The 24,801-nt window shown below is 69.3% G+C and carries 24 protein-coding genes; 15 read left to right on the forward strand and 9 right to left on the reverse strand.

Going from position 1 to position 24,801, the window contains the following annotated elements:
• Positions 1-5: 5 nt before the first annotated feature.
• From AC1DTF_RS14780 to AC1DTF_RS14790, 3 genes are all read left to right on the forward strand, one after another.
• Complete coding sequence (locus AC1DTF_RS14780; RefSeq protein ID WP_235570855.1) at positions 6-1,031, forward strand: class I SAM-dependent methyltransferase; 1,026 nt, start codon at positions 6-8, stop codon at positions 1,029-1,031.
• Positions 1,032-1,090: 59 nt separating this feature from the next.
• Positions 1,091-2,191 carry a class I SAM-dependent methyltransferase gene (locus AC1DTF_RS14785; RefSeq protein ID WP_477474607.1) on the forward strand — a complete coding sequence of 367 codons (1,101 nt, stop codon included), beginning with the start codon at positions 1,091-1,093 and terminating at the stop codon, positions 2,189-2,191.
• Between the two features lie 63 nt (positions 2,192-2,254).
• Entirely contained in the window at positions 2,255-2,959 is a 705-nt protein-coding gene (locus AC1DTF_RS14790; RefSeq protein ID WP_477474608.1) for an esterase, read from the forward strand.
• On the opposite strand, the gene AC1DTF_RS14795 is transcribed toward AC1DTF_RS14790, so the two are convergent.
• Positions 2,956-4,245, reverse strand: a complete 1,290-nt coding sequence (locus tag AC1DTF_RS14795; RefSeq protein WP_477474609.1) for an outer membrane protein assembly factor BamB family protein — start codon at positions 4,243-4,245, stop codon at positions 2,956-2,958. The genes AC1DTF_RS14790 and AC1DTF_RS14795 overlap by 4 nt on opposite strands.
• 47 nt (positions 4,246-4,292) lie before the next feature.
• Here AC1DTF_RS14795 and AC1DTF_RS14800 point away from each other — a divergent pair, with 47 nt between their 5' ends.
• Positions 4,293-5,030 carry an acyltransferase gene (locus AC1DTF_RS14800; protein WP_057166267.1) on the forward strand — a complete coding sequence of 246 codons (738 nt, stop codon included), beginning with the start codon at positions 4,293-4,295 and terminating at the stop codon, positions 5,028-5,030.
• On the opposite strand, the gene AC1DTF_RS14805 is transcribed toward AC1DTF_RS14800, so the two are convergent.
• The 5 genes from AC1DTF_RS14805 to AC1DTF_RS14825 form a co-directional block, all read right to left on the reverse strand.
• Positions 5,031-5,825, reverse strand: coding sequence for an SRPBCC family protein (locus AC1DTF_RS14805; protein ID WP_477474610.1), 795 nt, complete (start codon positions 5,823-5,825; stop codon positions 5,031-5,033).
• On the reverse strand, positions 5,809-6,426 hold the full coding sequence (locus AC1DTF_RS14810; RefSeq protein ID WP_477474611.1) for an ArsR/SmtB family transcription factor: 618 nt from the start codon (positions 6,424-6,426) through the stop codon (positions 5,809-5,811). Before AC1DTF_RS14810 ends, AC1DTF_RS14805 begins: the two co-directional genes overlap by 17 nt.
• Before the next feature lie 120 nt (positions 6,427-6,546).
• Positions 6,547-7,776 carry a glycosyltransferase family 4 protein gene (locus AC1DTF_RS14815; protein ID WP_477474612.1) on the reverse strand — a complete coding sequence of 410 codons (1,230 nt, stop codon included), beginning with the start codon at positions 7,774-7,776 and terminating at the stop codon, positions 6,547-6,549.
• A 25-nt stretch (positions 7,777-7,801) separates the two neighbouring features.
• Positions 7,802-9,334 carry a 1,4-alpha-glucan branching protein domain-containing protein gene (locus AC1DTF_RS14820; RefSeq protein ID WP_057166413.1) on the reverse strand — a complete coding sequence of 511 codons (1,533 nt, stop codon included), beginning with the start codon at positions 9,332-9,334 and terminating at the stop codon, positions 7,802-7,804.
• Positions 9,335-9,396: 62 nt separating this feature from the next.
• Complete coding sequence (locus AC1DTF_RS14825; RefSeq protein ID WP_477474613.1) at positions 9,397-10,182, reverse strand: class I SAM-dependent methyltransferase; 786 nt, start codon at positions 10,180-10,182, stop codon at positions 9,397-9,399.
• 197 nt (positions 10,183-10,379) lie between these two features.
• On the opposite strand from AC1DTF_RS14825, the gene AC1DTF_RS14830 reads away from it, so the two are divergent.
• The 8 genes from AC1DTF_RS14830 (at position 10,380) to AC1DTF_RS14865 (ending at position 18,198) form a co-directional block, all read left to right on the forward strand.
• The gene (locus tag AC1DTF_RS14830) at positions 10,380-11,171 is read left to right on the forward strand and encodes an electron transfer flavoprotein subunit beta/FixA family protein (RefSeq protein WP_057166272.1); all 792 of its coding nucleotides are present in this window, start codon (positions 10,380-10,382) and stop codon (positions 11,169-11,171) included.
• 43 nt (positions 11,172-11,214) lie between these two features.
• A complete protein-coding gene (locus AC1DTF_RS14835) occupies positions 11,215-12,171 on the forward strand; it encodes an electron transfer flavoprotein subunit alpha/FixB family protein (RefSeq protein WP_057166273.1) in 957 nt (318 codons plus the stop codon).
• Between the two features lie 144 nt (positions 12,172-12,315).
• On the forward strand, positions 12,316-13,167 hold the full coding sequence (locus AC1DTF_RS14840; protein ID WP_477474614.1) for a GNAT family N-acetyltransferase: 852 nt from the start codon (positions 12,316-12,318) through the stop codon (positions 13,165-13,167).
• Complete coding sequence (locus AC1DTF_RS14845; RefSeq protein WP_477474615.1) at positions 13,164-14,024, forward strand: lysophospholipid acyltransferase family protein; 861 nt, start codon at positions 13,164-13,166, stop codon at positions 14,022-14,024. Before AC1DTF_RS14840 ends, AC1DTF_RS14845 begins: the two co-directional genes overlap by 4 nt.
• A gap of 47 nt (positions 14,025-14,071) precedes the next feature.
• Positions 14,072-15,259 (forward strand): cysteine desulfurase family protein, encoded by a 1,188-nt coding sequence (locus AC1DTF_RS14850; protein WP_477474616.1) that lies wholly within the window; start codon positions 14,072-14,074, stop codon positions 15,257-15,259.
• The gene (gene mnmA / locus AC1DTF_RS14855; RefSeq protein ID WP_057166277.1) at positions 15,256-16,323 is read left to right on the forward strand and encodes a tRNA 2-thiouridine(34) synthase MnmA; all 1,068 of its coding nucleotides are present in this window, start codon (positions 15,256-15,258) and stop codon (positions 16,321-16,323) included. Before AC1DTF_RS14850 ends, mnmA begins: the two co-directional genes overlap by 4 nt.
• A 25-nt stretch (positions 16,324-16,348) precedes the next feature.
• On the forward strand, positions 16,349-17,359 hold the full coding sequence (locus AC1DTF_RS14860) for a methionine synthase (RefSeq protein WP_477474617.1): 1,011 nt from the start codon (positions 16,349-16,351) through the stop codon (positions 17,357-17,359).
• A gap of 50 nt (positions 17,360-17,409) precedes the next feature.
• On the forward strand, positions 17,410-18,198 hold the full coding sequence (locus AC1DTF_RS14865) for a hypothetical protein (protein WP_057166279.1): 789 nt from the start codon (positions 17,410-17,412) through the stop codon (positions 18,196-18,198).
• Between the two features lie 4 nt (positions 18,199-18,202).
• Here AC1DTF_RS14865 and AC1DTF_RS14870 read toward each other — a convergent pair whose 3' ends face one another.
• Positions 18,203-19,813: a 4-coumarate--CoA ligase family protein gene (locus AC1DTF_RS14870; protein ID WP_057166414.1), complete on the reverse strand. Its 1,611-nt coding sequence runs from the start codon at positions 19,811-19,813 to the stop codon at positions 18,203-18,205.
• A gap of 94 nt (positions 19,814-19,907) precedes the next feature.
• On the opposite strand from AC1DTF_RS14870, the gene AC1DTF_RS14875 reads away from it, so the two are divergent.
• Positions 19,908-20,795, forward strand: coding sequence for an alpha/beta fold hydrolase (locus tag AC1DTF_RS14875; protein ID WP_057166280.1), 888 nt, complete (start codon positions 19,908-19,910; stop codon positions 20,793-20,795).
• A 34-nt stretch (positions 20,796-20,829) separates the two neighbouring features.
• Here AC1DTF_RS14875 and AC1DTF_RS14880 read toward each other — a convergent pair whose 3' ends face one another.
• The gene (locus AC1DTF_RS14880; protein WP_057166281.1) at positions 20,830-21,225 is read right to left on the reverse strand and encodes an MmcQ/YjbR family DNA-binding protein; all 396 of its coding nucleotides are present in this window, start codon (positions 21,223-21,225) and stop codon (positions 20,830-20,832) included.
• An 83-nt stretch (positions 21,226-21,308) separates the two neighbouring features.
• On the opposite strand from AC1DTF_RS14880, the gene AC1DTF_RS14885 reads away from it, so the two are divergent.
• Together AC1DTF_RS14885 and ligA are read left to right on the forward strand one after the other, a co-directional pair.
• On the forward strand, positions 21,309-21,902 hold the full coding sequence (locus AC1DTF_RS14885) for a class I SAM-dependent methyltransferase (RefSeq protein WP_057166282.1): 594 nt from the start codon (positions 21,309-21,311) through the stop codon (positions 21,900-21,902).
• Positions 21,903-21,935: 33 nt separating this feature from the next.
• A complete protein-coding gene (gene ligA / locus AC1DTF_RS14890; RefSeq protein WP_477474618.1) occupies positions 21,936-24,029 on the forward strand; it encodes an NAD-dependent DNA ligase LigA in 2,094 nt (697 codons plus the stop codon).
• 655 nt (positions 24,030-24,684) lie between these two features.
• Here the strand turns inward: ligA and AC1DTF_RS14895 are convergent.
• On the reverse strand, positions 24,685-24,801 hold a 117-nt coding region (locus tag AC1DTF_RS14895; RefSeq protein WP_477474619.1), incomplete at its 5' end, for a hypothetical protein.

Below are 24,801 nucleotides of genomic sequence, written 5' to 3' on the forward strand. Positions count from 1 at the left end.
CCCATATGACGAGCACGGACCATACGCCCCACGTCGATGACGACGCGGCTGCTTTGACCCATGTCGCCGAAGCGGCTCCAGCGCCCAATCCGCACGCCACCGCCGAGCAGGTCGAGGCCGCGCTGAAGGACACCAAGCTGGCCCAGATCCTCTACCACGACTGGGAAGCCGAGACCTACGACGACAAGTGGTCGATCTCCTATGACCAGCGCTGCATCGATTACGCGCGCGGTCGCTTCGACGCCATCGTCCCCGACGAGGTGCAGCGCGAACTGCCCTACGACCGGGCGCTCGAGCTCGGCTGTGGCACCGGGTTCTTCCTGCTCAACCTGATCCAGGCCGGGGTGGCCCGCCGCGGCTCGGTCACCGACCTGTCCCCGGGCATGGTCAAGGTCGCCACCCGCAACGGGCAGGGCCTGGGACTCGACATTGACGGCAGGGTCGCCGACGCCGAGGGCATCCCCTACGAGGACAACACCTTCGATCTGGTGGTGGGCCATGCCGTGCTGCACCACATCCCCGATGTGGAGAAGTCGCTGCGCGAGGTGGTGCGCATCCTCAAGCCGGGTGGCCGCTTCGTCTTCGCCGGCGAGCCCACCAGCGCGGGCAACGTCTACGCCCGCAACCTGTCCACCCTGACCTGGCGGCTGTCCACCAACATCACCAAGCTGCCCGGCCTGGAGGGCTGGCGGCGCCCGCAGGAGGAGCTTGACGAGTCCTCGCGTGCCGCGGCGCTGGAGGCCGTGGTCGACCTGCACACCTTCGATCCCGAGGATCTGGAGCGGATGGCGGCCAATGCAGGTGCCGTCGAGGTGGCCACCGCCAGCGAGGAATTCACCGCGGCGATGCTGGGCTGGCCGATCCGCACCTTCGAGGCCTCGGTGCCTCCGGGCCGGTTGGGTTGGGGCTGGGCCAGATTCGCGTTCAACAGCTGGACGACGCTGAGCTGGGTGGACGCCAATGTGTGGCGACGCGTCGTGCCGAAGGGCTGGTTCTACAACGTGATGGTCACCGGGGTCAAGCCGTCGTAACCTTTACGACTGAGGACGTCGGCTACCTGGCCGGCGACGAGGGCCGAGCGGCGCTGGACATGGTCGCCGGTCATGCGCTGACGGATGCCACCCGGGTCGCCGATATCGCCACGGTACGAACACGTTTCGGTGAGCGCACCGCGGTACTGGTGGAGACGACACTGTTGCGACGCAGGGCGGCGGCCAAGTTCGACGATCCCTCGTCGTGGTTGTTCACCGACGACGCGCTACAGCAGGCCACCGCCGCGGCGGTCGCCGCGCACCGGGCCCGTCGGCTCACCGGCGCGCGGGTGCACGATGTCACCTGCTCGGTGGGCGCCGAACTCGCCGCGCTGCGACCGCTCGCCGGGCAGTTGCTGGGCAGTGACCTGGACCCGGTGCGACTGGCCATGGCGCGCAACAACGTTCCCGATGTAACCGTGTGCCGCGCCGACGCGCTGCGGCCGGTCACCCGGGACACCGTGGTGCTGGCCGATCCGGGCCGGCGCACCGGAGGACGGCGGCGGTTCGATCCGCGCGCCTACACCCCGCCGCTGGACGAGCTGTTCGACGCCTACCGCGGGCGCGATCTGGTCGTGAAGTGCGCGCCCGGAATCGATTTCGATCAACTACCCGAGCTCGGATTCGACGGCGAGGTCGAGCTGTGCTCGCTGGGCGGCAGCGTGCGTGAGGCCTGCCTGTGGCCTGCGGATCTGGCCGAAGCGGGTGTGCGCCGGCGCGCCACCCTGCTGGATCGCGGCGAACAGCTCACCGATGCGGACCCCGACGAGTGCACTGTCGGACCGGCGGGGCGCTGGATCGTCGACCCCGACGGGGCGGTGGTACGGGCGGGCCTGGTGCGCCAGTACGGCACCCGGTACGGGCTGTGGCAGCTCGACCCCGATATCGCGTACCTGTCCGGAGACGAACTCCCGGACGGGGTACGGGGTTTCGAGGTCCTCGGCGAGATCGGGTTCGACGAGAAGCGGCTGCGCCGGGAACTGACGTCCCGCGACGGCGGGGCGCTGGAAATCCTGGTGCGCGGGGTGGACGTGGACCCCGACGCGCTGCGGCGCCGGCTGAAGCTGCGCGGGGCACAACCGCACTCGGTGGTCATCACCCGCATCGGCACCGGAGCGGCCGGCCGTGCGGTGGCATTCATTTGTCGGCCGTCCCGATAGCGCCACAGGTACCCTGACGGGCAGCGGCGCCTGTGCTGCTCCCGGTTCTGGAGGATCCCCTAGATGCGCGTACCCACGGTTGCCGTATCGGTGCTGGCCGCAGCCGCCACCGCCCTGTCGGGTCTTGCGGGTGCCGCCACGGCGTCGGCCGCGCCGCCCAAATGCGAGGACGTGGGCGCCATCGCCGGGCCCGGGTTCACCTGCCAGATCCAGCAGGCCGAACCGGCCTACATGCTCAACATCAGCTTCCCGTCCGATTTCCCGGACCAGAAGGCGGTCGTGGAGTACGTCAAGCAGACCCGCGACGGTTTCCTGAATGTCGCCAAGACCCCCGACTTCCGGGGGATGCCTTATGAGTTGGACACCACCTCGGCGCAGTACAGCTCCGCGGTCCCGCCGCGCGGCACCCAGTCGGTGGTGTTCACCACCTATCAGAACGTGGGCGGCGCGCACCCGCAGACCTTCTACAAGACGTTCAGCTGGGATCAGGCCTACCGCAAGCCGATCACCTTCGAGAACCTGTTCCGCGCGGGCACCGACCCGCTGCCGGTCATCTTCCCGGTGGTGCAGGCCGACCTGGCCCGGCAGTCCGGCATCCCCGACCCGGTGCTGCCCGAAACCGGTCTGGACCCGGCCAATTACCAGAACTTCGCCATCACCGACGATGCGGTGATCTTCTTCTTCGGTCAGGGCGAGCTGCTTCCCGAATCGGCCGGAGCCGTTCAGGTGTCGGTGCCGCGGGCGACCGTCGCCCCGCTGCTCGCCTAGGCGGGCGCGAACCCGTAGACCTGGCCGTCGCTGGTGGCGGTGACCACCCGGCCGTCATGACCGATCGACACCCCGACCGGGCGGCCGGTGGCCTCCGGCAGCGGGTAGCGGTTGATGGTGCCGCCCTCGATCGGATCGAACACCAGCAGCGCCTGCCCCTGCTCGCCGTCGCGCACCACCGTGTAACCGATGTCCTCACCGGCCCGGCTCGATGTCGACAGCGGCTCCACATCCGCACGGGTCCAGACGATCTCACCGGTGTCGCTGATACCGCTCAACTGAGCGCCCGGGCCGCCGCCGGCGACGATCACGCCTTCGGCGGACACCGAGGGCGGTGTCTGCGGCTGATAGCCCAGCTCCACCGACCATCTCGCTCGGCCATTGGCGGTGTCGACGGCCCACAGCCGCCCGTCGCGGCCGTTGACGTAGGCGGTGGACCCGTCGGCCGACAGCACCGGGCTGGCGATGGGCCCACCGCCCACCGCCTCGCTGGTCCACTCGCGGCTCAGGATCGGGGTCTGGTCCGGCCGGTACCGCAGGCCGACGAGCACCGGTGCCTGCGCGCCGGGCTCCCACAGCCCGACCACCACGATCCCGGTGTCGGCGCCGAACGCGGGTGCGGCCGCGATCGGGCATTGCGGGCGGGCCGGTCCGCAGTCGGCGAGACCACGCGCGGAATCGGTGGGATCCACCCCGGCGACCAGATCCAGTGACGTGCCCACGACGGTGCCCTTGTGCGCGTCGAACACCAGCACCTGACCCAGATGGGTCAGGACGAGCAACTGGCCCGGCGCCAGCAGCCGTGGCGTGGTCGGCATCCCGATCACCGGCTGGCGCCACCGGATCCACTGGGTGGGCGGGTAGGACATGATCGCGCCGGGCTGGCCGACGTAGAGGTTGTCGAAATCGTCGAAGAGGGGACTCGACAGCGCGCCGCCCTGCCACAGTCGGGTGCACCAGCGTTGACGGGCGTTGTTGTCGGTCTCCCAGACCATCAGCGAGCAGCCGTCGCGGGTCTGGCCGTTGAGGGCAAGGTAGCTGCCCGAACCCAGCGAGGCCTGCGCGCCGAGCTCACCCTTGACCGACCGCTCCCAGTCCGGGGCGAGCGTTTGCGCCCCGGTGACGGGGCTGTAGCTGCTGTTGGCGGCGTCGGCGTACTGGGCCGCCCAGCCGATCGACGGGTGGGCCTCGACCCACGAATCGGTTTTTCCGCAGGAACTGACGGTCAGCGCCGCGATTCCCAGCACGGCAGCAAGCCGGCGCACAGTTCCTCCTCGAGCAGGCATCGAGGTCCGAGACTAGCCCGTGCCGGGCTCGCGTAGGCTGACCGGCCATGACGACGATGTGGGGCGCGCCGTTACACAAGAGGTGGCGTGGTTCGCGCTTGAGCGATCCGCGCCAGGCGCAGTTTCTGACCCGCGACTCGCTGCGCTGGGTGCTGGCGAACAAGGCGTACACGCCGTGGTACCTGGTGCGCTACTGGCGGTTGCTGAAGTTCAAGCTGCGCAACCCGCACATCATCACCCGCGGCATGGTGTTCCTGGGCAAGGGTGTGGAGATCGAGGCCACCCCGGAGCTGTCCACCATGGAGATCGGGCGCTGGGTGCACATCGGGGACAAGAACACCATCCGGTGCCACGAGGGCTCGCTGCGCATCGGCGACAAGGTGGTGCTGGGCCGGGACAACGTGATCAACACCTACCTGGACATCGAGCTCGGCGATTCGGTGCTGATGGCCGACTGGTGCTACGTCTGCGATTTCGACCACAAGATGGACAGCCTGGAGCTGCCGATCAAGGATCAGGGCATCATCAAGAGCCCGGTGCGGATCGGTCCGGACACCTGGGTGGCGGCGAAGGTCAGCGTGCTGCGTGGCACCTCCGTCGGCCGCGGATGTGTGCTCGGTGCGCACGCGGTGGTCAAGGGGGAGATCCCGGACTTCTCCATCGCCGTCGGTTCACCGGCGAAGGTGGTCAAGAACCGCAAGGTGGCCTGGGACGCGTCGGCCGCCGAGCGCGCCGAGTTGGCCGCGAACCTGGCCGATATCGAGCGGAAGAAAGCCGCGCGCTGATCAGCGCAGCGCGCCCTCCAGCAGTTTCTGCCACGCGGGTTTCGCGAGTTCGGCGTTGCTCGCCGCATCGTCGCCGTAGAAGAACGCGTTGATGCCGGTGGTGGTCTGACCGCCCGGTGCGCAGATGCCGAACATCACCGCACCCGTGGTCGGTTCGGCCAGCCGCGCCACCAGGTAGCGCTGTTTGTCGTCCTGATACACCCGGTCGACGAGACCGACGAAATCGTCCTGTGCGGGCCGCAGCGTGCGCAGGTCTCCCACATCGGCGTGGTCGAGCCCGAAGGCGGCCAGCATCAGCTTCCACGCCTCGGGCTGGGGGATGTCCCCGGTGGCCGACAGGTGAAAGGTGACGGCCGGTTTGCCCGCGAAGTGCGCGAGATAGTTGTGCAGCACCGCGAAGTGGCCGGGCCAGCCCGATTCGAAACCCTCGATCTGGTCATCCCAGTCGGCGCTGTCGGTGAACAGCGAGTGCACCATCCTGATGACACAGTGGTCCCCGGAGCGGGCGGTGACGGTGATCTCGGTTGCCACTGGAGGCGCGTCATCGCACCAGTCGCTTTCGACGTACCCGAACCGGTGTGGCGGTTCCCATTCGGTGACCTCACCGGTGGAGGATCCGTTGGGTCCGAAGTCGAAACGGATTGCGCCGCCGACCTTCTCCTCGATGGCGGCGTTGGTGAACCAGGCCGTGTTCCCCGGTCCGGTGGCGACGGCCTGCCATACCTGTTCCGGCGTGCCGGGGACCACGAGTTGCATTTCGACCCAGCGCTTTTCGTCGTCATGGTTCACGGGCATGTCGGTTCTCCTGGCTCTCGTCGGGCGACGGCGCGGGGTAGGACGCGACGAACAGTCGATGAGGACGTCCGCGTGGTGCCGTCTCGTCGTGGTAGCGGGCGGCGAGCGCCGCGACCGCTTCGGTGAGGTCCCTGGTGAAAAAGGCACGATCCGCCGGGGACCGGAAGCGGATCGTGGTGTCGATGGACAGCGTCGCCAGGCGTTTGTCGGCTTGCCTTGCCGCCTGCCAGATTTCACCGACCTCGTTGACCACCCGCGCCGCCAGCGCGATGAGGTGGCCGGCCGAGAAGCGGTCGTTGGTCTTGTCGACCCGGGAGGCGACCTGCCCCAGCGCGCTGGGGGACACCACATAGGAGGCCGCGCTGGCGACCAGCAGGCGTTCGGTCAGCCCGCCCCACTGCCGCTCCTCGGCGACGGCCACCAACCGATGACGTTCCAGCGCGCGCAGGTGGTAGTTGACCTTCTGGCGGGAAAGACCGACCCGAGCCGCCAGCGTCGCGGCGGACGCCGGCTCGCTCAGCTCGGCCAGCAGTCGCGCACGCACGGGATCGAGCGCGCTTGTCGCGGCCGCCGGGTCGGTGATCACCTCGATCTCGACCATGTGCCCAGTTTGACCTTGACAAAAAATATTGTCAAGGGTGCCGAAACACGCGTACCCGTTGCTCCCAAGGCCTGTGGAGCAACGGGTACGCGAGTTTCGCCGGGTGAAGGCGCGGGTGGGCTAGCCGTAGTCGGGCAGCGGGCGTTCCACGATGAGTCGGCGCGGTTGCGGTTGCCGCTCGGCGCGTTTGGCGGCCAGGTAGACCTGCGCGGTGTGGTCGGCCACCGTCGGCCAGGAGAAATCGGAGGTCAGCCGGTCACGGGCGGCCAGGGCGCGCTGCTGGGCAGCGGCCGGGTCGTCGAGCACGCCGCGCACCGCGGTGGCCAGGCCCGCCACGTCGCGCGGCGGGCAGGACATGCCGGTGACGCCGTCGATGACGGCCTCACCCAGCCCGCCGGCGGTCGAGGTCACCAGCGGGGTGCCGGTGGCGGCGGCTTCGAGCGCGACGATGCCGAACGGTTCGTAATGCGAGGGCAGCACCGCCGCATCGGCGCGGTGCAACAACGTGACCAGGCCCTGATGGTCCACGCGGCCGATGAACTTCGTGGCCTTGAGCACCTTGTGCTTGCGGGCCTGTGCGGTGAGGAAGTCCAGCTGGGTACCGTCGCCGGCGATGGTCAGCGTGGTGCCCGGGTGGGTCTTGCGGATGCGGGGGAGTGCGGCGATCGCGTCGTGCACACCCTTCTCGTACTCCAGTCGACCGAAGTAGAGCAGCTCGGCCGGGCCGCCGTGGGCGCGGCGCGGCGCGAACGGCCAGCCGTCGGTGTCGATCCCGTTCGGGATGACGGTGGTCTCGGACAGTGCCGGTCCGAACAGGGCGTCGATCTCCTCGCGCATGGACGCCGAACACGTGATCAGCGAATCGGATTCGTGCACCAGCCAGGATTCCAATGCGTGCACCTGGCGGCTGACCGGTCCGGAAACCCACCCCGAATGTCGTCCCGCCTCGGTGGCGTGAATGGTGGAAACCAAAGGCACATCGAAGAATTCGGCCAGCGCGATAGCGGGGTGGGCCACCAGCCAGTCATGCGCGTGCACCAGGTCGGGTTCCCAGTCGCGCAGCGTCAGCCCGGAGCGCACCATGGCGTGTCCCATGGCCATCGTCCAGGCCATCATGTCGGTGCCGAAGGTGAATTCGTGCGGGTCCTGGGCGGCGGCGATGACGCGCACGCCCTCGGTGACCTCGTCGGTCGACGGGTGGGTGCTCGGGTCGGTGCCGGTGGGCCGGCGCGAGAGCACCACGACCTCATGGCCGGCCATGACGAGTTCGGTGGCCAGGTGGTGCACGTGGCGGCCGAGGCCGCCGATGATCACCGGTGGGTACTCCCACGACACCATGAGGATCTTCACGTGCACGCACCTTCGACGGACGGGGTCATCGGGGGAGCCGCCTGGCGTCCAGGGCGCCGAACAGCCCGTCGGCTCGGTTCCAGTCGCCGGCCAGCCGCTGCGCCTGCTCGCGCCGCCCGGAGGCCAGCGCCGCCGAGATCTCCCGGGTGGCATGGGCGTGCAGATGGGCGCGGTAGCGGGCGTATTCGGCGGCGGAGTCCTTGCTGACCATGAACGGCCAGTCACTGGACACCGTCAGCAGGGTCTCGCGCAGGATCTGGTCGGCCACCAGATCGCGCGACGCGCCGGGCCCGCGGTGGGCCAGCGCCTTGTCCACCGCCGACAGCGCGGTGTCGACGACCTCGGCGTTGAGTTGCACCAGATCGGACACCTTCTCGCCGTTCCAGACCTGCCAGTCCTTGCCCGAACCCCAAGAGCTGGGCGGCAATTCGACCGCAGGGCCGACGAATCCGGCCTCGATGGCGTCGGACAGGGTGCCCACCCGGATACCGGCCTCGGGCAGCGCGCGCAGCAGTCGCTCCAGCCACCGCGGGCCCTCGTACCACCAGTGCCCGAACAGTTCGGTGTCGAAGGCGGCGACCACATGCGCCGGCCGACCGATGCGTTCGGATTCCTGACGCAGCCTGCGGCGCACCACGCCGACGAAGTCCGCGACGTGTTTGTCGATCGCCTTGTCGGCGCGCTCGGGTTCGTAGGGCGCCTTGGCGTCGGAGGGCACGTTGCGCCCCGTCACCCGCGCCGGCTTGAGCCCGGTGAGGTGGTCATAGGTGTGGAAGTCGCGGTAGGCGGCGTGCCCGGGGTAGCCGGACTTCGGCGACCACACCCGGTAGCTGACCTGCAGGTCGCGACCGAAGGCCACCACGTCGGTGTCACCGACGGGCCTGCCCAGCGCGGTATCGCCGTGCAGCGACGGACCGTCGACCATGAAGTGGCTGACACCGGCTGCGGCGTAACCGGTTTCCATTCCCGGGGCGTACGCGCACTCGGGTGCCCAGATGCCCGTCGGGGTGTGGGCGAAGCGCTGCCGGGCATCGGCCAGGCCCTCGCGTAGCGCGAACTCGCGCAACCGCGGATTGAGCAGCGGCTGGAACGGGTGCGAGAGGGGACCGCCGAGCAGCTCGATGGTCCCGGCGTCGACGAGCTGGCGCAGCAGCGGACTGCCGCCGTGGCGCCACAGCGTGGTGAAATCCTCCAGGGCCTCGGTGGCGGCCGCATGTTCGCGGATACCGAACTGGCGCATCGCTTCCGCCGAACCGAAGGTGCCCGCGGCGCCGGTGCCGGTCTGCACGGTGGTCGCTTCCAGGGCCCGCAGCTGCCAGTTGGCCAGCCAGTGGTGCATGCCGGTCAGGCAGTACGGGTCATCGAGCTGGGCGGTGACCACCGGGGTCATGCCCAGGCTGACCAGGTGGCTGCGGTCCTCGGCGGCCAGCGTGCGCAGCACCCGCATGAGCGGCAGATAGGCCGCCGCCCAGGACTGGTACAGCCATTCCTCGCCGACGGGCCAGCGGCCGTGGTGGGCCAGCCAGGGCAGGTGCGTGTGCAGCACCAGCGTGAACATGCCGGGGGACTCCGGCACAGATTCCGGCGGGCGGGAGCGCAGCGACTGGGGAAGTGATCGCGTCACGGCAACACCGCGATGGCCACCAGATCCAGGCTGTCGTCGATTCGGCCTTCTTTCGCGTCGAGCAGATCGAAATCGTCGGCGCGCACCGCGGCGACGTCGGCGAGCAACTCCTGCGACCACGGCGCATCCGCAACCGCGCGGTCGATCTGGGCCGCAATGATGGAACCGCCGTGGCGGGCGTCGCGTTCGGCCAGTGCGGTGCCGTGGAAAACCCCGAGCATGGCCTCGACGCGGAAGCCGCCCTGCTCCAGCAGTTCGGTGAGTTCGTCGGCGTTCAGTTCCCGGGTGTGGAACGGGTTGAGCGGGGTGTCACGGCCCGGTGAGAAGGTGATGCGATTCGGCGTGGACATCAGCAGCACCCCGCCCGGGCGCAGCACGCGGGCGCATTCGGTGACGAACTGGCCTTGGTCCCACAGATGCTCGATCACCTGGAAGTTGACCACCACATCCACCGAGCCATCGGCTAATGGCAGGTCGGCGAGGTTGCCCAGGTGCATCTGCACCCGCGGATACTTCGCGCGGATGTGCGCGACGGCCTGCTCGTCGTAATCCACCCCGGTGACACTGCGCGCGACAGCGGCGATCAGATCGGCGCCGTACCCCTCGCCGGGGCCGGCCTCCAGCACGTCGCGACCGGCGCAGCGGTCGGCGAGTCGCTGATAGACGACCTCGTGGCGGCGGAACCAGTAGTTCTCCTCGGCCAGGCCGGGGATGGTGCGCTCGCCGGTCAGGGGCAGGGGATCGCCCGGGCCAGCGCTGTCGACGGAACCGATTGTGCTCATTGGAAGGCAGGCTAACCCGTAATGGCCGGTTCGCGAACGGATGCCCTGGCGACCGTGGGGTCTGAGCGAACCAACCAACGGGTTATGGTGTCCATGCGTGCCGTCAAAGTTACCCGCGAGTAACCTGGAGGCCGTTCGACAAAACGTGATATGCCCAGGCCGGCTGCCGGCCTCATCGAGGAGGACGAACCACAGTCATGACAAACATCGTGGTCCTGATCAAGCAGGTCCCTGACACTTGGTCCGAGCGCAAGCTGTCCGAGGGTGATTGGACCCTGGACCGGGAAGCTGCCGACGCCGTGCTCGACGAGATCAACGAGCGTGCCGTCGAAGAAGCGCTGCTCATCAAGGAGCGCGAGGGCGGCGACAGCACCGTCACCGTGCTGACCGCCGGCCCCGAGCGCGCCACCGAGGCCATCCGCAAGGCGCTGTCCATGGGTGCCGACAAGGCCGTGCACCTCAAGGACGACGGCCTGCACGGCTCCGATGTGATCCAGACGGGCTGGGCCCTGGCCCGCGCGCTGGGCACCATCGAGGGCACCGAGCTGGTCATCGCCGGTAACGAGGCCACCGACGGCGTCGGCGGCGCAGTGCCCGCCGTCATCGCCGAATACCTGGGTCTGCCGCAGCTGACCCACGTACGCAAGCTGAACGTCGAGGGCGGCAAGGTCACCGGCGAGCGCGAGACCGACGACGGCGTCTTCGGCCTTGAGGCCTCGCTGCCCGCCGTGGTCAGCGTCAACGAGAAGATCAACGAGCCCCGCTTCCCGTCCTTCAAGGGCATCATGGCCGCCAAGAAGAAGGAAGTCACCGTCCTGACCCTGGCCGAGATCGGTGTCGAGGCCGACGAGGTGGGCGTGGCGAACGCCGGTTCCAAGGTGCTCTCGTCGACCCCCAAGCCCCCGAAGACCGCGGGCGAGAAGGTCACCGACGAGGGCGAGGGCGGCAAGAAGGTCGCCGAGTACCTGGTCTCCCAGAAGCTGATCTAGTCGCCGATCCCAATCTTCTCTGACAACACATAAGGACATATTCATGGCTGAAGTACTTGTGCTCGTCGAGCACGCCGAAGGTGCACTGAAGAAGGTCAGCACCGAACTGATCACCGCCGCCCGCGTTCTGGGTGAGCCCTCCGCGGTCGTGGTGGGTGCCGAGGGCACCGCCGCGGCCCTCACCGACGGCCTCAAGGCCGCCGGCGCCGCCAAGATCTACGTCGCCGAGTCGGCCGACGTGGACAGCTTCCTGGTCACCCCGAAGGTCGACGTGCTCGCCGCGCTGACCGAGTCGGCCGCTCCCGCCGCCGTCGTCATCGCCGCCAACGCCGAGGGCAAAGAGGTCGCCGGCCGGCTGGCCGCGCGTCTGGGCTCGGGCCTGCTGGTCGACGTCGTCGAGATCAAAGAGGGCGGCATCGGCGTCCACAGCATCTTCGGTGGCGCGTTCACCGTCGACGCCCAGGCCACCGGTGAACTCCCCGTGATCACCGTGCGCCCGGGTGCCGTCGAGGCCGCCCCGGCCGACGGTGCCGGCGAGGTCGTCTCCGTCGAGGTTCCGGCGCAGGCCGAAAATGCGACGAAGATCACGTCCCGCGAACCCGTCGTGGCGGGTGACCGTCCGGAGCTCACCGAGGCCAGCGTCGTGGTCGCCGGTGGCCGTGGCGTCGGTAGCGAGGAGAACTTCAAGGTCGTCGAGGAGCTCGCCGATTCGCTCGGTGCCGCCGTCGGCGCCTCGCGTGCCGCCGTCGACTCCGGCTACTACGCCGGTCAGTTCCAGGTCGGTCAGACCGGTAAGACGGTCTCCCCGCAGCTGTACATCGCGCTGGGCATCTCCGGTGCCATCCAGCACCGCGCCGGTATGCAGACGTCCAAGACCATCATCGCGGTCAACAAGGACGAAGAGGCGCCGATCTTCGAGATCGCCGATCTCGGCATTGTCGGCGACCTGTTCAAGGTCACCCCGCAGCTGACCGAGGCGGTCAAGGCCCGCAAGGGTTAATCCCGCTCTCTGCCGCTCGAAAGGCGCCCCGGAACACATGTTCCGGGGCGCTTTCGCGTGCTGTGCGTGCTGTTCACGCACCGTGCACGGACACGTCACGCCCCTGATGCCGCCCGGAGACCCGCAGGCGCGACCGTGCTCAGCATGAGCACCGCATCTGTACTCATACCGGCTGATGACATCGACCAGGCGACACCCGGGACACCGGGGCCGCGCTACACCCTGCTGCTGTCCACCGAACCCGCGGATATCGAGGCGGCCCAGCGCCTGCGCCACGATGTGTTCACCTCCGAGCCCGGTTTCGCCATGGCGCAGACTAGCGACGGACTGGACGCCGACCGCTTCGACCAGTTCTGCGATCACCTGTTGGTGCGCGAGGACGGCTCCGGCGAACTCGTCGGCTGCTACCGGATGCTCCCGCCGCCCGGCGCCATCGCCGCCGGAAGTCTGTACACCGCCACCGAATTCGATGTCCGCGCGCTGGACGCCCTGCGGCCGTCGCTGGTCGAGATGGGCCGCGCCGTGGTCCGCGGAGATCACCGCAACGGCGCTGTGGTGCTGCTGATGTGGGCGGGCATCCTGGCCTACCTGGACCGCTGCGGCTACGACTACGTGACCGGCTGTGTGTCGGTGCCCACGCATCCAGCCGGCGACCTGGAGCGCCCCGGCAGCCAGCTGCGCGGGGTCCGCGACTTCGTGCTGCGCCGCCACGGCGCCCCGCGGGAGTTCACCGTGCGGCCCTACCGCCCGGTGGTCATCGACGGCCGCGGCCTCGACGAGATCGCACCACCGGCCCGGGTCACCGTGCCGGCGCTGATGCGCGGCTATCTGCGCCTCGGCGCCCAGGTGTGCGGTGAACCCGCCCACGATCCCGAGTTCGGCGTCGGTGACTTCCCGGCGCTGCTGGACAAGCGGCACGCCGACGTGCGCTACCTGAAGCGGCTGCGCTCGGTATCGCAGGCCGCCGACACCACCGAGAGCGAGACCGGATCATGACCGTCGCGAGCGATCACTCCTGGCTGCCGCGGGCCTCCTGCGACGCCAGCTGCATGCACGCCGGTGCGGCCCCGCTCGGATCCCGTCCCGCGGTCTGGACCCGCACGACGCTGCGCGTCACCGGTGCCCTGCTGTTGTTCCTGGCGGTGCCGCTGCTGGCGGTGCCGCTACCGGGCCGCTCGCACCTGCAGCGCGCCTACTGCCGGCTCATGCTGCGCTGCGTCGGCGTGCGGATCACCGTCTCCGGCGGCCCCATCCGCAACCTGCGTGGCGTGCTGGTGGTCAGCGGCCACGTGTCCTGGCTGGACATCTTCAGCATCGGGGCGGTCATGCCGGGGTCGTTCGTGGCCCGCGCCGACCTGATCAACTGGCCGGCGCTCGGTGTCGTCGCCCGGATCATGAAGGTCATCCCGATCGAACGGGAGAACCTGCGCAGGCTGCCCGCGGTGGTCAGCGCGGTGGCGGCGCGGCTGCGCAACGGCCACACGGTGGTGGCCTTCCCGGAGGGCACCACCTGGTGCGGGCTCGGATACGGACGGTTCCGGCCGGCCATGTTCCAGGCCGCCGTGGACGCGGGCCGCCCGGTGCAGCCGCTGCGGCTGGACTACCACCATCGTGACGGCAGCCCGTCGACCGTGCCCGCCTACATCGGCGAGGACACCCTGCTGGACTCGATCCGCCGGCTCGTCACGGCCCGCCGCACGGTGGTGCACGTGCAGGTGCAGTCGCTGGAACTGCCCGGGCAGGACCGGCGCGACCTGGCCGCCCGCTGCGAGGCGGCCGTTCGCGGCACCGCCCGCCGCGCCGTGGCACCCGGCGCGCACGGTCACACACCGGGGCACGCACTGGCCGCCTGACCTCGACGGCCGGCCGCACCCGGGCCGGCGGCTATCCTTGATGGGCCATGACAGCCGTTTACCTCGATCACGCTGCCACCACCCCGATGCACCCCGCTGCCATCGAGGCGATGGTCGGTGCGCTGGCCACGGTCGGCAACGCATCCTCGCTGCACACGTCCGGCCGCGCGGCGCGCCGGCGGATGGAGGAGGCCCGCGAGACGCTGGCCGGTCTGCTGGGTGCCCGCCCGTCCGAGGTGATCTTCACCGCCGGCGGCACCGAGTCCGACAACCTGGCGGTCAAGGGCATCTACTGGGCACGCCGGGATGCCGATCCGCGCCGCCGGCGGATCGTGACCACTCCCGTCGAGCATCACGCCGTGCTCGACGCCGTCGAGTGGCTCGCCGAGCACGAAGGCGCCGAGGTCACCTGGCTGCCCGTCGACGCCGACGGTTCGGTGGCGCCCGAGTCGCTGCGTGCGGCACTGAGCACCCATGACGACGTGGCACTGGTGTCGATCATGTGGGCCAACAACGAGGTCGGCACCATCCTGCCGATCGCCGAATTGGCAGCAGTGGCAGCCGAATTCGAGATCCCGATGCACAGCGACGCGATCCAGGCCGTCGGGCACATCCCGGTGGCGTTCGCCGCGAGCGGGCTGTCGGCGATGAGCGTGGCCGCGCACAAGTTCGGCGGACCGACCGGCATCGGCGCACTGGTACTGCGGCGTGACACCGCCTGCGTGCCGATCCTGCACGGTGGTGGTCAGGAGCGTGACGTCCGTTCGGGCACACCGGATGTCGCCGCCGCGGTGGCGATGGCCGCGGCCGCCCGGGTGGCGGTGGAGGGGCTCGCCGAGTCCAGCGCCCGGGTCCGCGCGCTGCGCGACCGGCTGATCGCCGGCGTGCAGGCACAGATCGAAGATGTCGACGTCAACGGCGCGAGCGGCGATCACCGACTGCCCGGCAACGCCCACTTCACCTTCCGCGGCTGTGAGGGCGACGCCCTGCTGATGCTGCTCGACGCCAAGGGTGTCGAATGTTCGACCGGTTCGGCCTGCACGGCCGGTGTGGCGCAGCCCTCCCATGTGCTCGTCGCGATGGGCGCCGACCCGGCCGCTGCCCGTGGTTCGCTGCGACTCTCGTTGGGGCACACCAGTACCGAGGCCGACGTCGATGCCGCGGTGGCTGTGCTGCCCGCCGCGGTGGAGCGGGCCAGGCAGGCCGCGCTGGCCAGTGCGGGGACACGACGATGAGGGTTCTGGTCGCGATGAGCGGCGGGGTCGATTCGTCGGTGGCCGCGGCGCGGATGGTGGACGCCGGCCACGATGTCGTCGGTGTGCACCTGGCGCTGTCGGCGGCCCCGGGCACGCTGCGCACCGGGTCGCGGGGCTGCTGCTCCAAGGAGGACGCCGGCGATGCCCGCCGCGTCGCCGATATTCTCGACATCCCGTTCTACGTGTGGGACTTCGCGGACCGCTTCAAGGAAGAGGTGATCGACGACTTCGTCGATTCCTACGCGCGCGGCGAAACGCCCAATCCGTGCGTGAAGTGCAATGAGACGATCAAGTTCTCCGCGCTCTCGGCGCGCGCGCTGGCGCTGGGATTCGACGCCGTCGCCACCGGTCACTATGCGCGGCTCGCCGACGGCCGGCTGCGCCGCGCGGTCGATATCGACAAGGACCAGTCCTATGTGCTGGCGGTGCTGACCGCCGAGCAGCTGCGGCACGCGCTCTTCCCGATCGGTGACACCCCCAAGCCGGAGATCCGCGCCGAAGCGGCCCGTCGCGGTCTGGCCGTCGCCGAAAAACCGGACAGCCATGACATCTGCTTCATCCCGTCCGGCGACACCCGCGCCTTCCTGGGCGCCCGCATCGGGGTGCGTCCCGGTGCGGTCGTCGACTCCGGTGGCGCCGTCCTCGCCGAGCACGACGGCGTGCACGGTTTCACCATCGGCCAGCGCAAGGGCCTGGGCATCGCCGGGCCGGGCCCCGACGGACAGCCGCGGTACGTGACCGGTATCGACGCCGAGACCGGGACGGTGCGCGTGGGCGCCGCCGATGATCTGGACGTGTCGACGCTGACGGGGGAGAAGCCCGTGTTCACCGCAGGCACCGCACCGACCGGGCCCATCGAGGGCGTCGTGCAGGTGCGCGCCCACGGAGGTTTCGCCGACGCCGTCGCCCAGCTGCACGACGGCCGGCTGATCGCCGACCTGCGGACCCCGATCCGCGGGGTGGCACCCGGGCAGACCATGGTGCTCTACCGGCCGGATCCCGCCGGCGACGAGGTCATCGCCAGCGCCACCGTCACCCGCTGACACCGCGATCGAATACGGTTGGCCGATGAGTGTTTTCGCCGCCGCTACCGGCATAGGTTCCTGGCCGGGTGAGTCGGCACGCGAGGCCGCCGAGATCGTCATCGGGGAGCTGCACACCCTTCCGCACCTGGTGGAGTTGCCCGCCCGCGGTGTCGGCGCGGACCTGATCGGGCGCACCGGCGCGCTGCTGGTGGACATCGGTTTCGACACCGTGGCCCGCGCCTACCGCATCGCCCCGGGCCGCAGTTCGGTGTTGCGCCGCGCGGTCAGCATGCTCAACGAGGACCTCGACGCACTGGAGGAGGCCTGGGAGAAGGCCGGTCTGCACGGTTCCGGGCGCCCGGTGAAGGTCCAGGCCGCCGGGCCGATCACCCTGGCCGCCCAGCTGGAGCTCGCGAACGGGCACCGGGCCATCACCGACAGCGGTGCGCTGCGCGACCTGGCCGAGTCGCTGTCCGAAGGTCTGTCGCAGCACCGGGCGGAGGTGGCGCGCCGGCTGGGCACCGAGGTCGTGGTGCAACTCGACGAACCCTTGCTGCCCGCGGCGATGCTGGGCCGGCTGACCGGGGTGACCAGCTTCTCGCCGGTGAATCCGGTCGAGGAACAGGTCGCCGCGGCGTTGCTGGACGAATGCATCGCCCGGGTGGGCGGCGAGGTCGCGCTGCACAGCTGCGCCCCGCACCTGCCGTGGAAGCTGTTGCAGCGCAGCCAATTACAGGCCCTTTCCGTCGACGTCGCCACCCTGCAGGCCGCCGACCTGGACGGGGTCGGCGAGTTCGTGGAGTCCGGGCGGACCGTACTGCTCGGCGTGCTGCCCGGCACCGCGCAGCAACAGCGCTGGACACCCCAGCAGGTCGCCGCCGCGGCGGCCAAGGTCACCGACCGGCTGGGCTTCCCCCGAACGGTGCTGCGCGAGCGGATCGGCATCACCCCTGCCTGCGGGCTGTCCGGTGCCACCGAGGAGTGGGCGCGCACCGCGATCGGCCTGGTGCAGAAGGCCGCCGATGGTTTGGAAACCGATCCTGAGGGAATCTGACAAGCAAACTTCGCGGTGGCGTAAGGTGAGCTCTGAAGGTTGGGGAGCCAGTGAATCAGTGGAAGCGTGTGGTCACGGCCGGTGCGGGCGCAACGGTCGCATTGACGCTGGTCATTGCACCTGGCGCCATCGCCACCGCTGACCCGGGACACCGCGGATCACACTCAGACCATTCCGATCGCCGCGACGATTCCGGCAGGCGTGGCAGTGACGGCTTCCGTGGCGGTACCTCCAGCAACGACTCCCGCGGCGACAGCGCGAGCCGGACTGAGCAGACCACCGCACGCACCAGCGGCACGGAGCAGAGCACCGCGCGCACCGGCAGCTCCGCAGCCGCCGACACCGCACGCAGCAGCGAGGACTCCTCGTCGAGCGCAACGAGACGGCCCTCGGTGACCACCGCGGACGGCGCCCGCACGGTGCGCACGGCCAGAACCGCGCGAACGGCCGATGACATCAGCACCGGTTCGGGACTGCGCCCGGCCGCACCCGTCGCACCCAGCTACCCCTCCGCGCCCGACCTCACCCCGTCGGCAGGCGTCGCCGAACCGGCATCGCCACCGCGATCGCCGGTGACGCCGGTGGACGTGTCGGCCGATGTGATCGCATCGCAGGCCGCGGCGCCCGTGGCGGCGCCGATCGCGCCGCCGGTCGCGGGGTTGCGGGTGGCCGATATGGGCCTGTCGGTGCTGCCGATCGGGCCCGACCCACGCCCCGGCCAGCCCATGACCTCACTGTTCGGCATCCTCGGCCTGCTGCTGATCCCGCTGGCCGGCGCCGCTCTGGGCTACCGGCAGGCCCGGGCGGCGCGCTCCGTCGGCGCGCTGCCACGCATCTGACCCGCTACTTACCCCGTAAATCCTTGCGCAGGATCTTCCCCGCCGCCGACTTCGGGATGGCATCGATGAACGCCACCTGACGGACCTTCTTGTACGGCGCCACCTGCCCGGCGACGAACTCCATCACCGCATCCTCGCTGAGCTCGGCGTCGGGCTGGCGCACCACGAACGCCTTGGGCACCTCCTCGCCGGACTCCTGCTCGATCACCCCGATGACGGCGGCGTCGGCGATCGACGGATGGCCCAGCAGCACGGCCTCCAGCTCGGCGGGCGGCACCTGGTAGCCCTTGTACTTGATCAGCTCCTTGAGGCGGTCGACGATGAACACGCAGCCGGTCGGGTCGACGCGCGCGAGGTCCCCGGTGTGCAGGAATCCGTCATCGTCGATGGTGTCGCGGGTCGCGGTGTCATTGCCGAGGTAGCCGACCATCACGTTGGGGCCCCTGAACCAGAGCTCGCCGGTCTCGCTGAGACCGGATTCGGGCAGCCCGATCTCCGCCCCGGTGGCGGGGTCGACGAGCTTGGACTCGGCGTTGGGCACCGTCCATCCGCAGGAGCTGACGGGCGCCGCCGCTCCCACGAGTTCCTTGCCGCCGTCGAACGGGGTGATGTGGCTGACCGGGCTCAGCTCGCTCATCCCGTAGCCCTGCACCAGCGCACAGCCGAGGCGGGCCGTGACGGCGCGGCCGAGTTCCTCGTCCAGCGGCGCGGCACCGGACATGATGGCGCGCAACGAGGACAGGTCGTAGTCGTCGATGAGCGGATGCTTGGCCAGGGCCACCGCGACCGGCGGGGCGATGAAAGCGTGCGTGCACTTGTGCTCGGCGATGTTGGCCAGGAATTCGGTCAGGTCGAAGGCGGGCATGATGACCAGCTGGGCGCGCGCGTGCAGTGCGGCGTTGAGCAACACCGTCATCCCGTAGATGTGGAAGAACGGCAGCACGGCCAGGACGACGTCACCGGAGGTCATGCCCTGCAGCGGCCGGATCTGCGCGACGTTGGCCACCAGGTTGCGGTGGGTGAGCATCACGCCCTTGGGGTTGCCGGTGGTGCCCGAGCTGTAGGGCAACACGGCCAGGTGGGTGGCCGGATCGAAGCTCACCTGCGGCGCCGGGTGGGCCGGACCCAGCAGATCCTCGGCGTTGGGGTGCCCGTCGGCGTCGGCGCCCGGGCCGTCGAGCACGATCACCGCGGACGCGTCCAGGCCCGCGCCGGCCGCGCCCTCCAGGGCCTGCGGCGTGAGCGCGGTGACCGTCACCAGCAGTGCGGCCTTGCTGTCGGTGAGCTGCTTGGTGATGTCCTTGGCGGTGAACAGGGCATTGATGGTGGTGGCGGTGGCACCGGCGCGCAGGATGCCGTGGAAGGCGACGGCGAACGCCGAACTGTTCGGGGCCAGCAGGCCCACCACGTCACCGGTGCCGAGCCCGCGGGCCGCGAGCGCTCCGGCGAACCCGTCGATCCGCTCGACCAGCTGGCCGTAGGTGGTGGTGTTACCGGTCTTGGCGTCCAGCAGCGCGACCTGTTCTGCCACTGCGGGATCGATGTCCGCGAACAGGTAGTCATAGACGCTCGATGAGGGGATCTGGACCTTGGGAAACGGGCTTTCGATACTCATGGTGCTGCCCATCGAACCACGCCGTCGGGGCAAATGGGGGCAACCTCCGAAGCCGTCGCGTTACCAGCGGTACTGGATACCGTAGATTGTCGTCATGGACAACCCGCCCGATCTCCCCGGCGTGCAACACCGCTATGTCGATCTCGGTCGCGGCGTGACGATCCACGTCGCCGACGCCGGTCCGGCCGACGGCCCGCCGGTCATGCTGGTGCACGGTTTCCCGCAGAACTGGTGGGAATGGCACGAGCTGATCGGCCCGCTCGCCGAGGACGGATACCGGGTGCTGTGCCCGGATCTGCGCGGGGCGGGCTGGAGCTCGGCGCCCAAGGACCGTTACCTCAAGAACGACATGGCCGACGATCTGGCCGCGGTCTGTGACCGGCTCGGCGTGGGACCGGTCAAACTCGTCGCCCACGACTGGGGCGGGCCGGTGGCCACCATCTTCCTGCTGCGCCACCCCGAGAAGGTCGCGGCCTTCATGGGCCTGAACACCGCGGTGCCCTGGCTCAAGCACGACCGCGAGGCACTGATCAACATCTGGCGCATGTGGTACCAGATCCCGATGCTGCTGCCGGTGATCGGCCCGAAGGTGATCGCCGACCCGAAGGCACGGTTCTTCCGGTTCCTGGGCTCCTGGGTGGGCGGGGACTTCCAGACACCCGACGAGGACATCGCGTTCTATGTCGCGTGTATGCGTCGCCCCGGGTACGCCCGAGCCGGCTCGCGCTGGTACCGGACCTTCCAGACCCGCGAAGCCGCGCGCTGGATGCGCGGCGAGTTCGACGATCACCATGTGTCGATACCGGTGCGCTGGTTGCACGGCACCGACGACTCGGTGCTCACCCCGGAACTGTTGCGGGTGCTGCCCGAGCACTGTTCGGACTTCGAGCTCGAACTGGTACCCGGCGTCGGGCACTGGATCGTCGAGCAGCGTCCCGAGCTGGTGCTCGACCGGCTGCGGACGTTCCTGACGACCACCTAGCCCGAATCTGACGCCCCGGCAGCCAGTTTCGCCGCTAGCGCTCGTCGAGCTGTCTGACCAGTTTCTTCGCTGCCACCAACCGGAACGAGGCGTCCAGCAGTTCGGTGACCTCGTCCCAGTCGACCTTCGCCGCAGTCAGGTCCAGGCCCATCCACCCGAACGGGCCCATGTACGCGGGGAAGAAGAACCGGTCGTCCTGCTCGAGAGACTTGCGGTCGGAGTCGTCCACCTTGACGAGCAACGAGTGCGGGAAGGCAAGCATCTCGCCTGCCGTCTTCACGTTGCCGCCGTACATGGCGAACATCTTGGGCACGCAGAACACCGGCCGGCCCCAGGAGACCTTCTCGAAGGCCGAGGGAAAGCCGAGCGCCAGCTCGCGCAGCTCGGCGAGCCCGAAGTCGTCGTCGGAGAACATGATCGGGTGCGGCACGGGTAGCAGTCTATCGGCGCCACCAATGGGTTAGGCTACCCTTACTTTCGCAGGTGAGGAGTGGTCATATGCCGACGTCGTGGATGGATACCGTGCTCCGGCAGAGTAGGCGGGTGGGTGACTTCCCGTATCCGCACTGGGCCGCGGTGTTCTTGAACAACCCGATCCGCAGGCTCGTCGGGCGGCCCGGCAGCGTCGTGGCTTCGCTGCGGCTGACCGGAAACGAACGCGTGCTGGAGATCGGTCCCGGACCCGGATACTTCAGCACCGAACTCGCCCGGCGCCTGCCGCTGGGCCGGCTCGACCTGTTCGATCTGCAACCGCAGATGCTGGACAAGGCGCGGCGCACGCTGGCCGATATCGACAGCGGGTGCCGGGTCGGGTTCCATTCCGGGGACGCCGGTGACGGACTGCCGTTTCCCGACGAATCCTTTGACGTCGCCTTCCTGGCCGCGGTGCTCGGCGAGGTACCCGACCAGGACGCCTGCATCCGCGCGCTCGAACGGGTGCTCAACCCGGGGGCGCTGCTGGTGTTCGTCGAGGCCTTCCCGGACCCTGATCGCCAGAGCGTGGCGGCGCTGCGCGAACTGGTCGAGCCCCGCGGATTCGTGCTGCAGTGCTGGGAGGGCACCACCTGGCGTGATGTGGTGCAATTCCGGCGCATCCCGACCCTGTGAATCGTGTCGGAGGGCTCGACTAGCCTGACCAGGGTGAGCTCACCGGACGCAGAGGCACGTGGTCGATGGCAGGAACTCGCCGAGGAAGTGCGCGGGCATCAGTTCCGCTACTACGTCAAGGACGCACCGGTCGTCTCGGACGCGGAGTTCGACACCCTGCTGCGTGAACTGCAGGGCCTGGAGGACACCTACCCGGAACTGCGCTCCCCGGACTCGCCGACCCAGCTGGTCGGCGGCGCCGGATTCGCCACCGACTTCGCCGCGGCCGACCATCTGGAACGGATGCTGTCGCTGGACAACGCATTCGACACCGACGAGCTGTCGGCGTGGGCCGCGCGGGTGGGCGCCGAGATCGGTACCGATATCGACTATCTGTGCGAACTGAAGATCGACGGTGTCGCGCTGGCGCTGGTCTACCGCGACGGTGTCCTGGTCCGCGGCGCCACCCGAGGCGACGGCCGCAGCGGCGAGGATGTCACCAACAACGCCCGCACCATCGACGATATCCCCGAACGACTCACCGGCACAGATGAATTCCCGGTACCCGCCGTGCTCGAGGTGCGCGGTGAGGTGTTCTTCCGGCTGGCCGATTTCGAGGAACTCAACGCCGGTCTGGTGGCCGAGGGCAAGCCGCCGTTCGCCAACCCGCGCAACAGCGCGGCCGGTTCACTGCGGCAGAAGAATCCCGCCGTGACCGCGCGGCGCAAGCTGCGGATGATTTGTCACGGACTCGGCAAGGCCGAAGGTTTCACCCCCGCCTCCCTGCACGATGCGTACCGGGCGCTGGATGCCTGGGGCCTGCCGGTATCCACCCACACCGTGCAGGTGCAGGGCATCAAGGCCGTGGCCGAACGCATCGCCTACTGGGGCGAGCACCGCCACGATGTCGAACACGAGATCGACGGCCTGGTGGTCAAAGTCGACGATGTGAACCTGCAGCGCCGGCTCGGCGCGACGTCACGGGCACCCCGCTGGGCCATCGCCTACAAGTACCCGCCCGAGGAGGTCACCACCAAACTCCTCGACATCCGGGTCAACGTCGGGCGCACCGGGCGGGTCACCCCGTTCGCCTATATGGAACCGGTCAAGGTGGCCGGCTCCACGGTCGGGTTGGCCACGCTGCACAACGCCTCCGAGGTCAAACGCAAGGGTGTGCTCATCGGTGACACCGTGGTGCTGCGCAAGGCCGGTGACGTCATCCCCGAGGTACTGGCCCCGGTGGTCGACCTCAGGGACGGGTCCGAACGCGAATTCGTCATGCCCACAGCGTGTCCGGAGTGTGGCACCACGCTGGCGCCGGCCAAGGAGGGCGACGCCGACATCCGCTGCCCCAACACCCGCAGCTGCCCGGCCCAGCTGCGGGAGCGGGTGTTTCACGTCGCCGGCCGCGGTGCCTTCGACATCGAGGGCCTCGGCTATGAGGCGGGCATCGCGCTGCTGCAGGCCGGGGTGATCGCCGACGAGGGCGATCTGTTCACCCTCACCGCGGAACAGCTGCTGCGTACCGAGCTGTTCACCACCAAGGCCGGCGAGCTGTCGGCCAACGGCAAGCGGCTGCTCGCCAACCTGGGCAAGGCGAAATCCCAACCGCTCTGGCGGGTCCTGGTCGCGCTGTCCATCCGGCACGTCGGGCCGACCGCGGCCCGCGCGCTGGCCGGCGAATTCGGCAGCCTGGACGCGATCATCGCGGCCTCGGAGTCCGAACTGGCCGCGGTGGAGGGCGTCGGTCCGACCATCGCCGCCGCGGTGATCGAATGGTTCGAGGTCGACTGGCACCGTGCGATCGTCGACAAATGGCGCGCCGCCGGTGTCCGGATGGTCGACGAACGTGATGCCGGTATCGAACGCACCCTGGAGGGTCTGTCGATCGTGGTGACGGGTTCGCTGACCGGATTCTCCCGCGACGAGGCCAAAGAGGCCATCCTCACCCGGGGCGGCAAGGCCGCCGGCTCGGTCTCCAAGAAGACCTCCTACGTGGTCGCCGGGGACGCGCCGGGATCCAAGTACGACAAGGCGATCGAACTCGGGGTGCCGGTGCTCGACGAAGATGGCTTCCGTCAGCTGCTGGCCGACGGGCCCGAGCCCGAGCCCGAGCCCGAATCCGAACCGGAGTCGGCCGAGAGCTAGCCCCGCGCCCACCATCACCGAGGCCGGTCAGAAAGCCAGGGCGGGCCCGAAGGTGTATTCGGACCCGCCCCCGTGCGCGGGAGTGTCGCTCAGTCGTTGTATGGATCAACGGTGGCCTGGGGGGCCGTCACCGGGGGAGTGAAGACGTTTCCGGCGGTGGTGTCGACCGATTTCTGGCGCCCGCTGCGCGTCCCGTTCGCCTGTACTCCGTCGCCCGGGCTGGGTTGGTCTGCTACGGTTTTGACGGCCGAAGCGGGCGCCGACGGGGTCGCAGACACGGCCGGGGCGGTCCCGAGAATCGCGGCCGTCAACGCGATGACGCCGACTGTGATCAAGCTGGTTTTGTGCATTTCTACGTGCCTTTCTGGTCGTGGCAGCCACCCGGCACTGCACCTACGGTGCCCGAGGGTGGCGATTCTCTTGTTGCGCAAACTGCGTTGTTGACAGTGTGTTTGGCGCATGAGTGTGCAATGTCATTGTCTCTCAATGATTTTCAGGAGTTGCATTCGTCTTCCGTGGTGTGGATCTTTCCTGTGTTCCAACCTATGGGCCAGGAAAATCCCTGTCACGGGACTCATACGGAACGCCAAGAATCGTTCAGTCGGACAGCATTGCGGGCATCGTCGATATCCGCGAACGCGCGGGAACCGGGGCCTTAGCGGTACCCCGCGCGCATGTCCTCGACGATCCGCGGATTGTCCAGCGTCGAGGGCGCGAGCACCTGCGGGGCGTTGTCCGGTGAGAACACCGTCGCCGCATCGAGCACCTGCTG

It is taken from the genome of Mycobacterium sp. P4_H6, assembly GCF_056400845.1.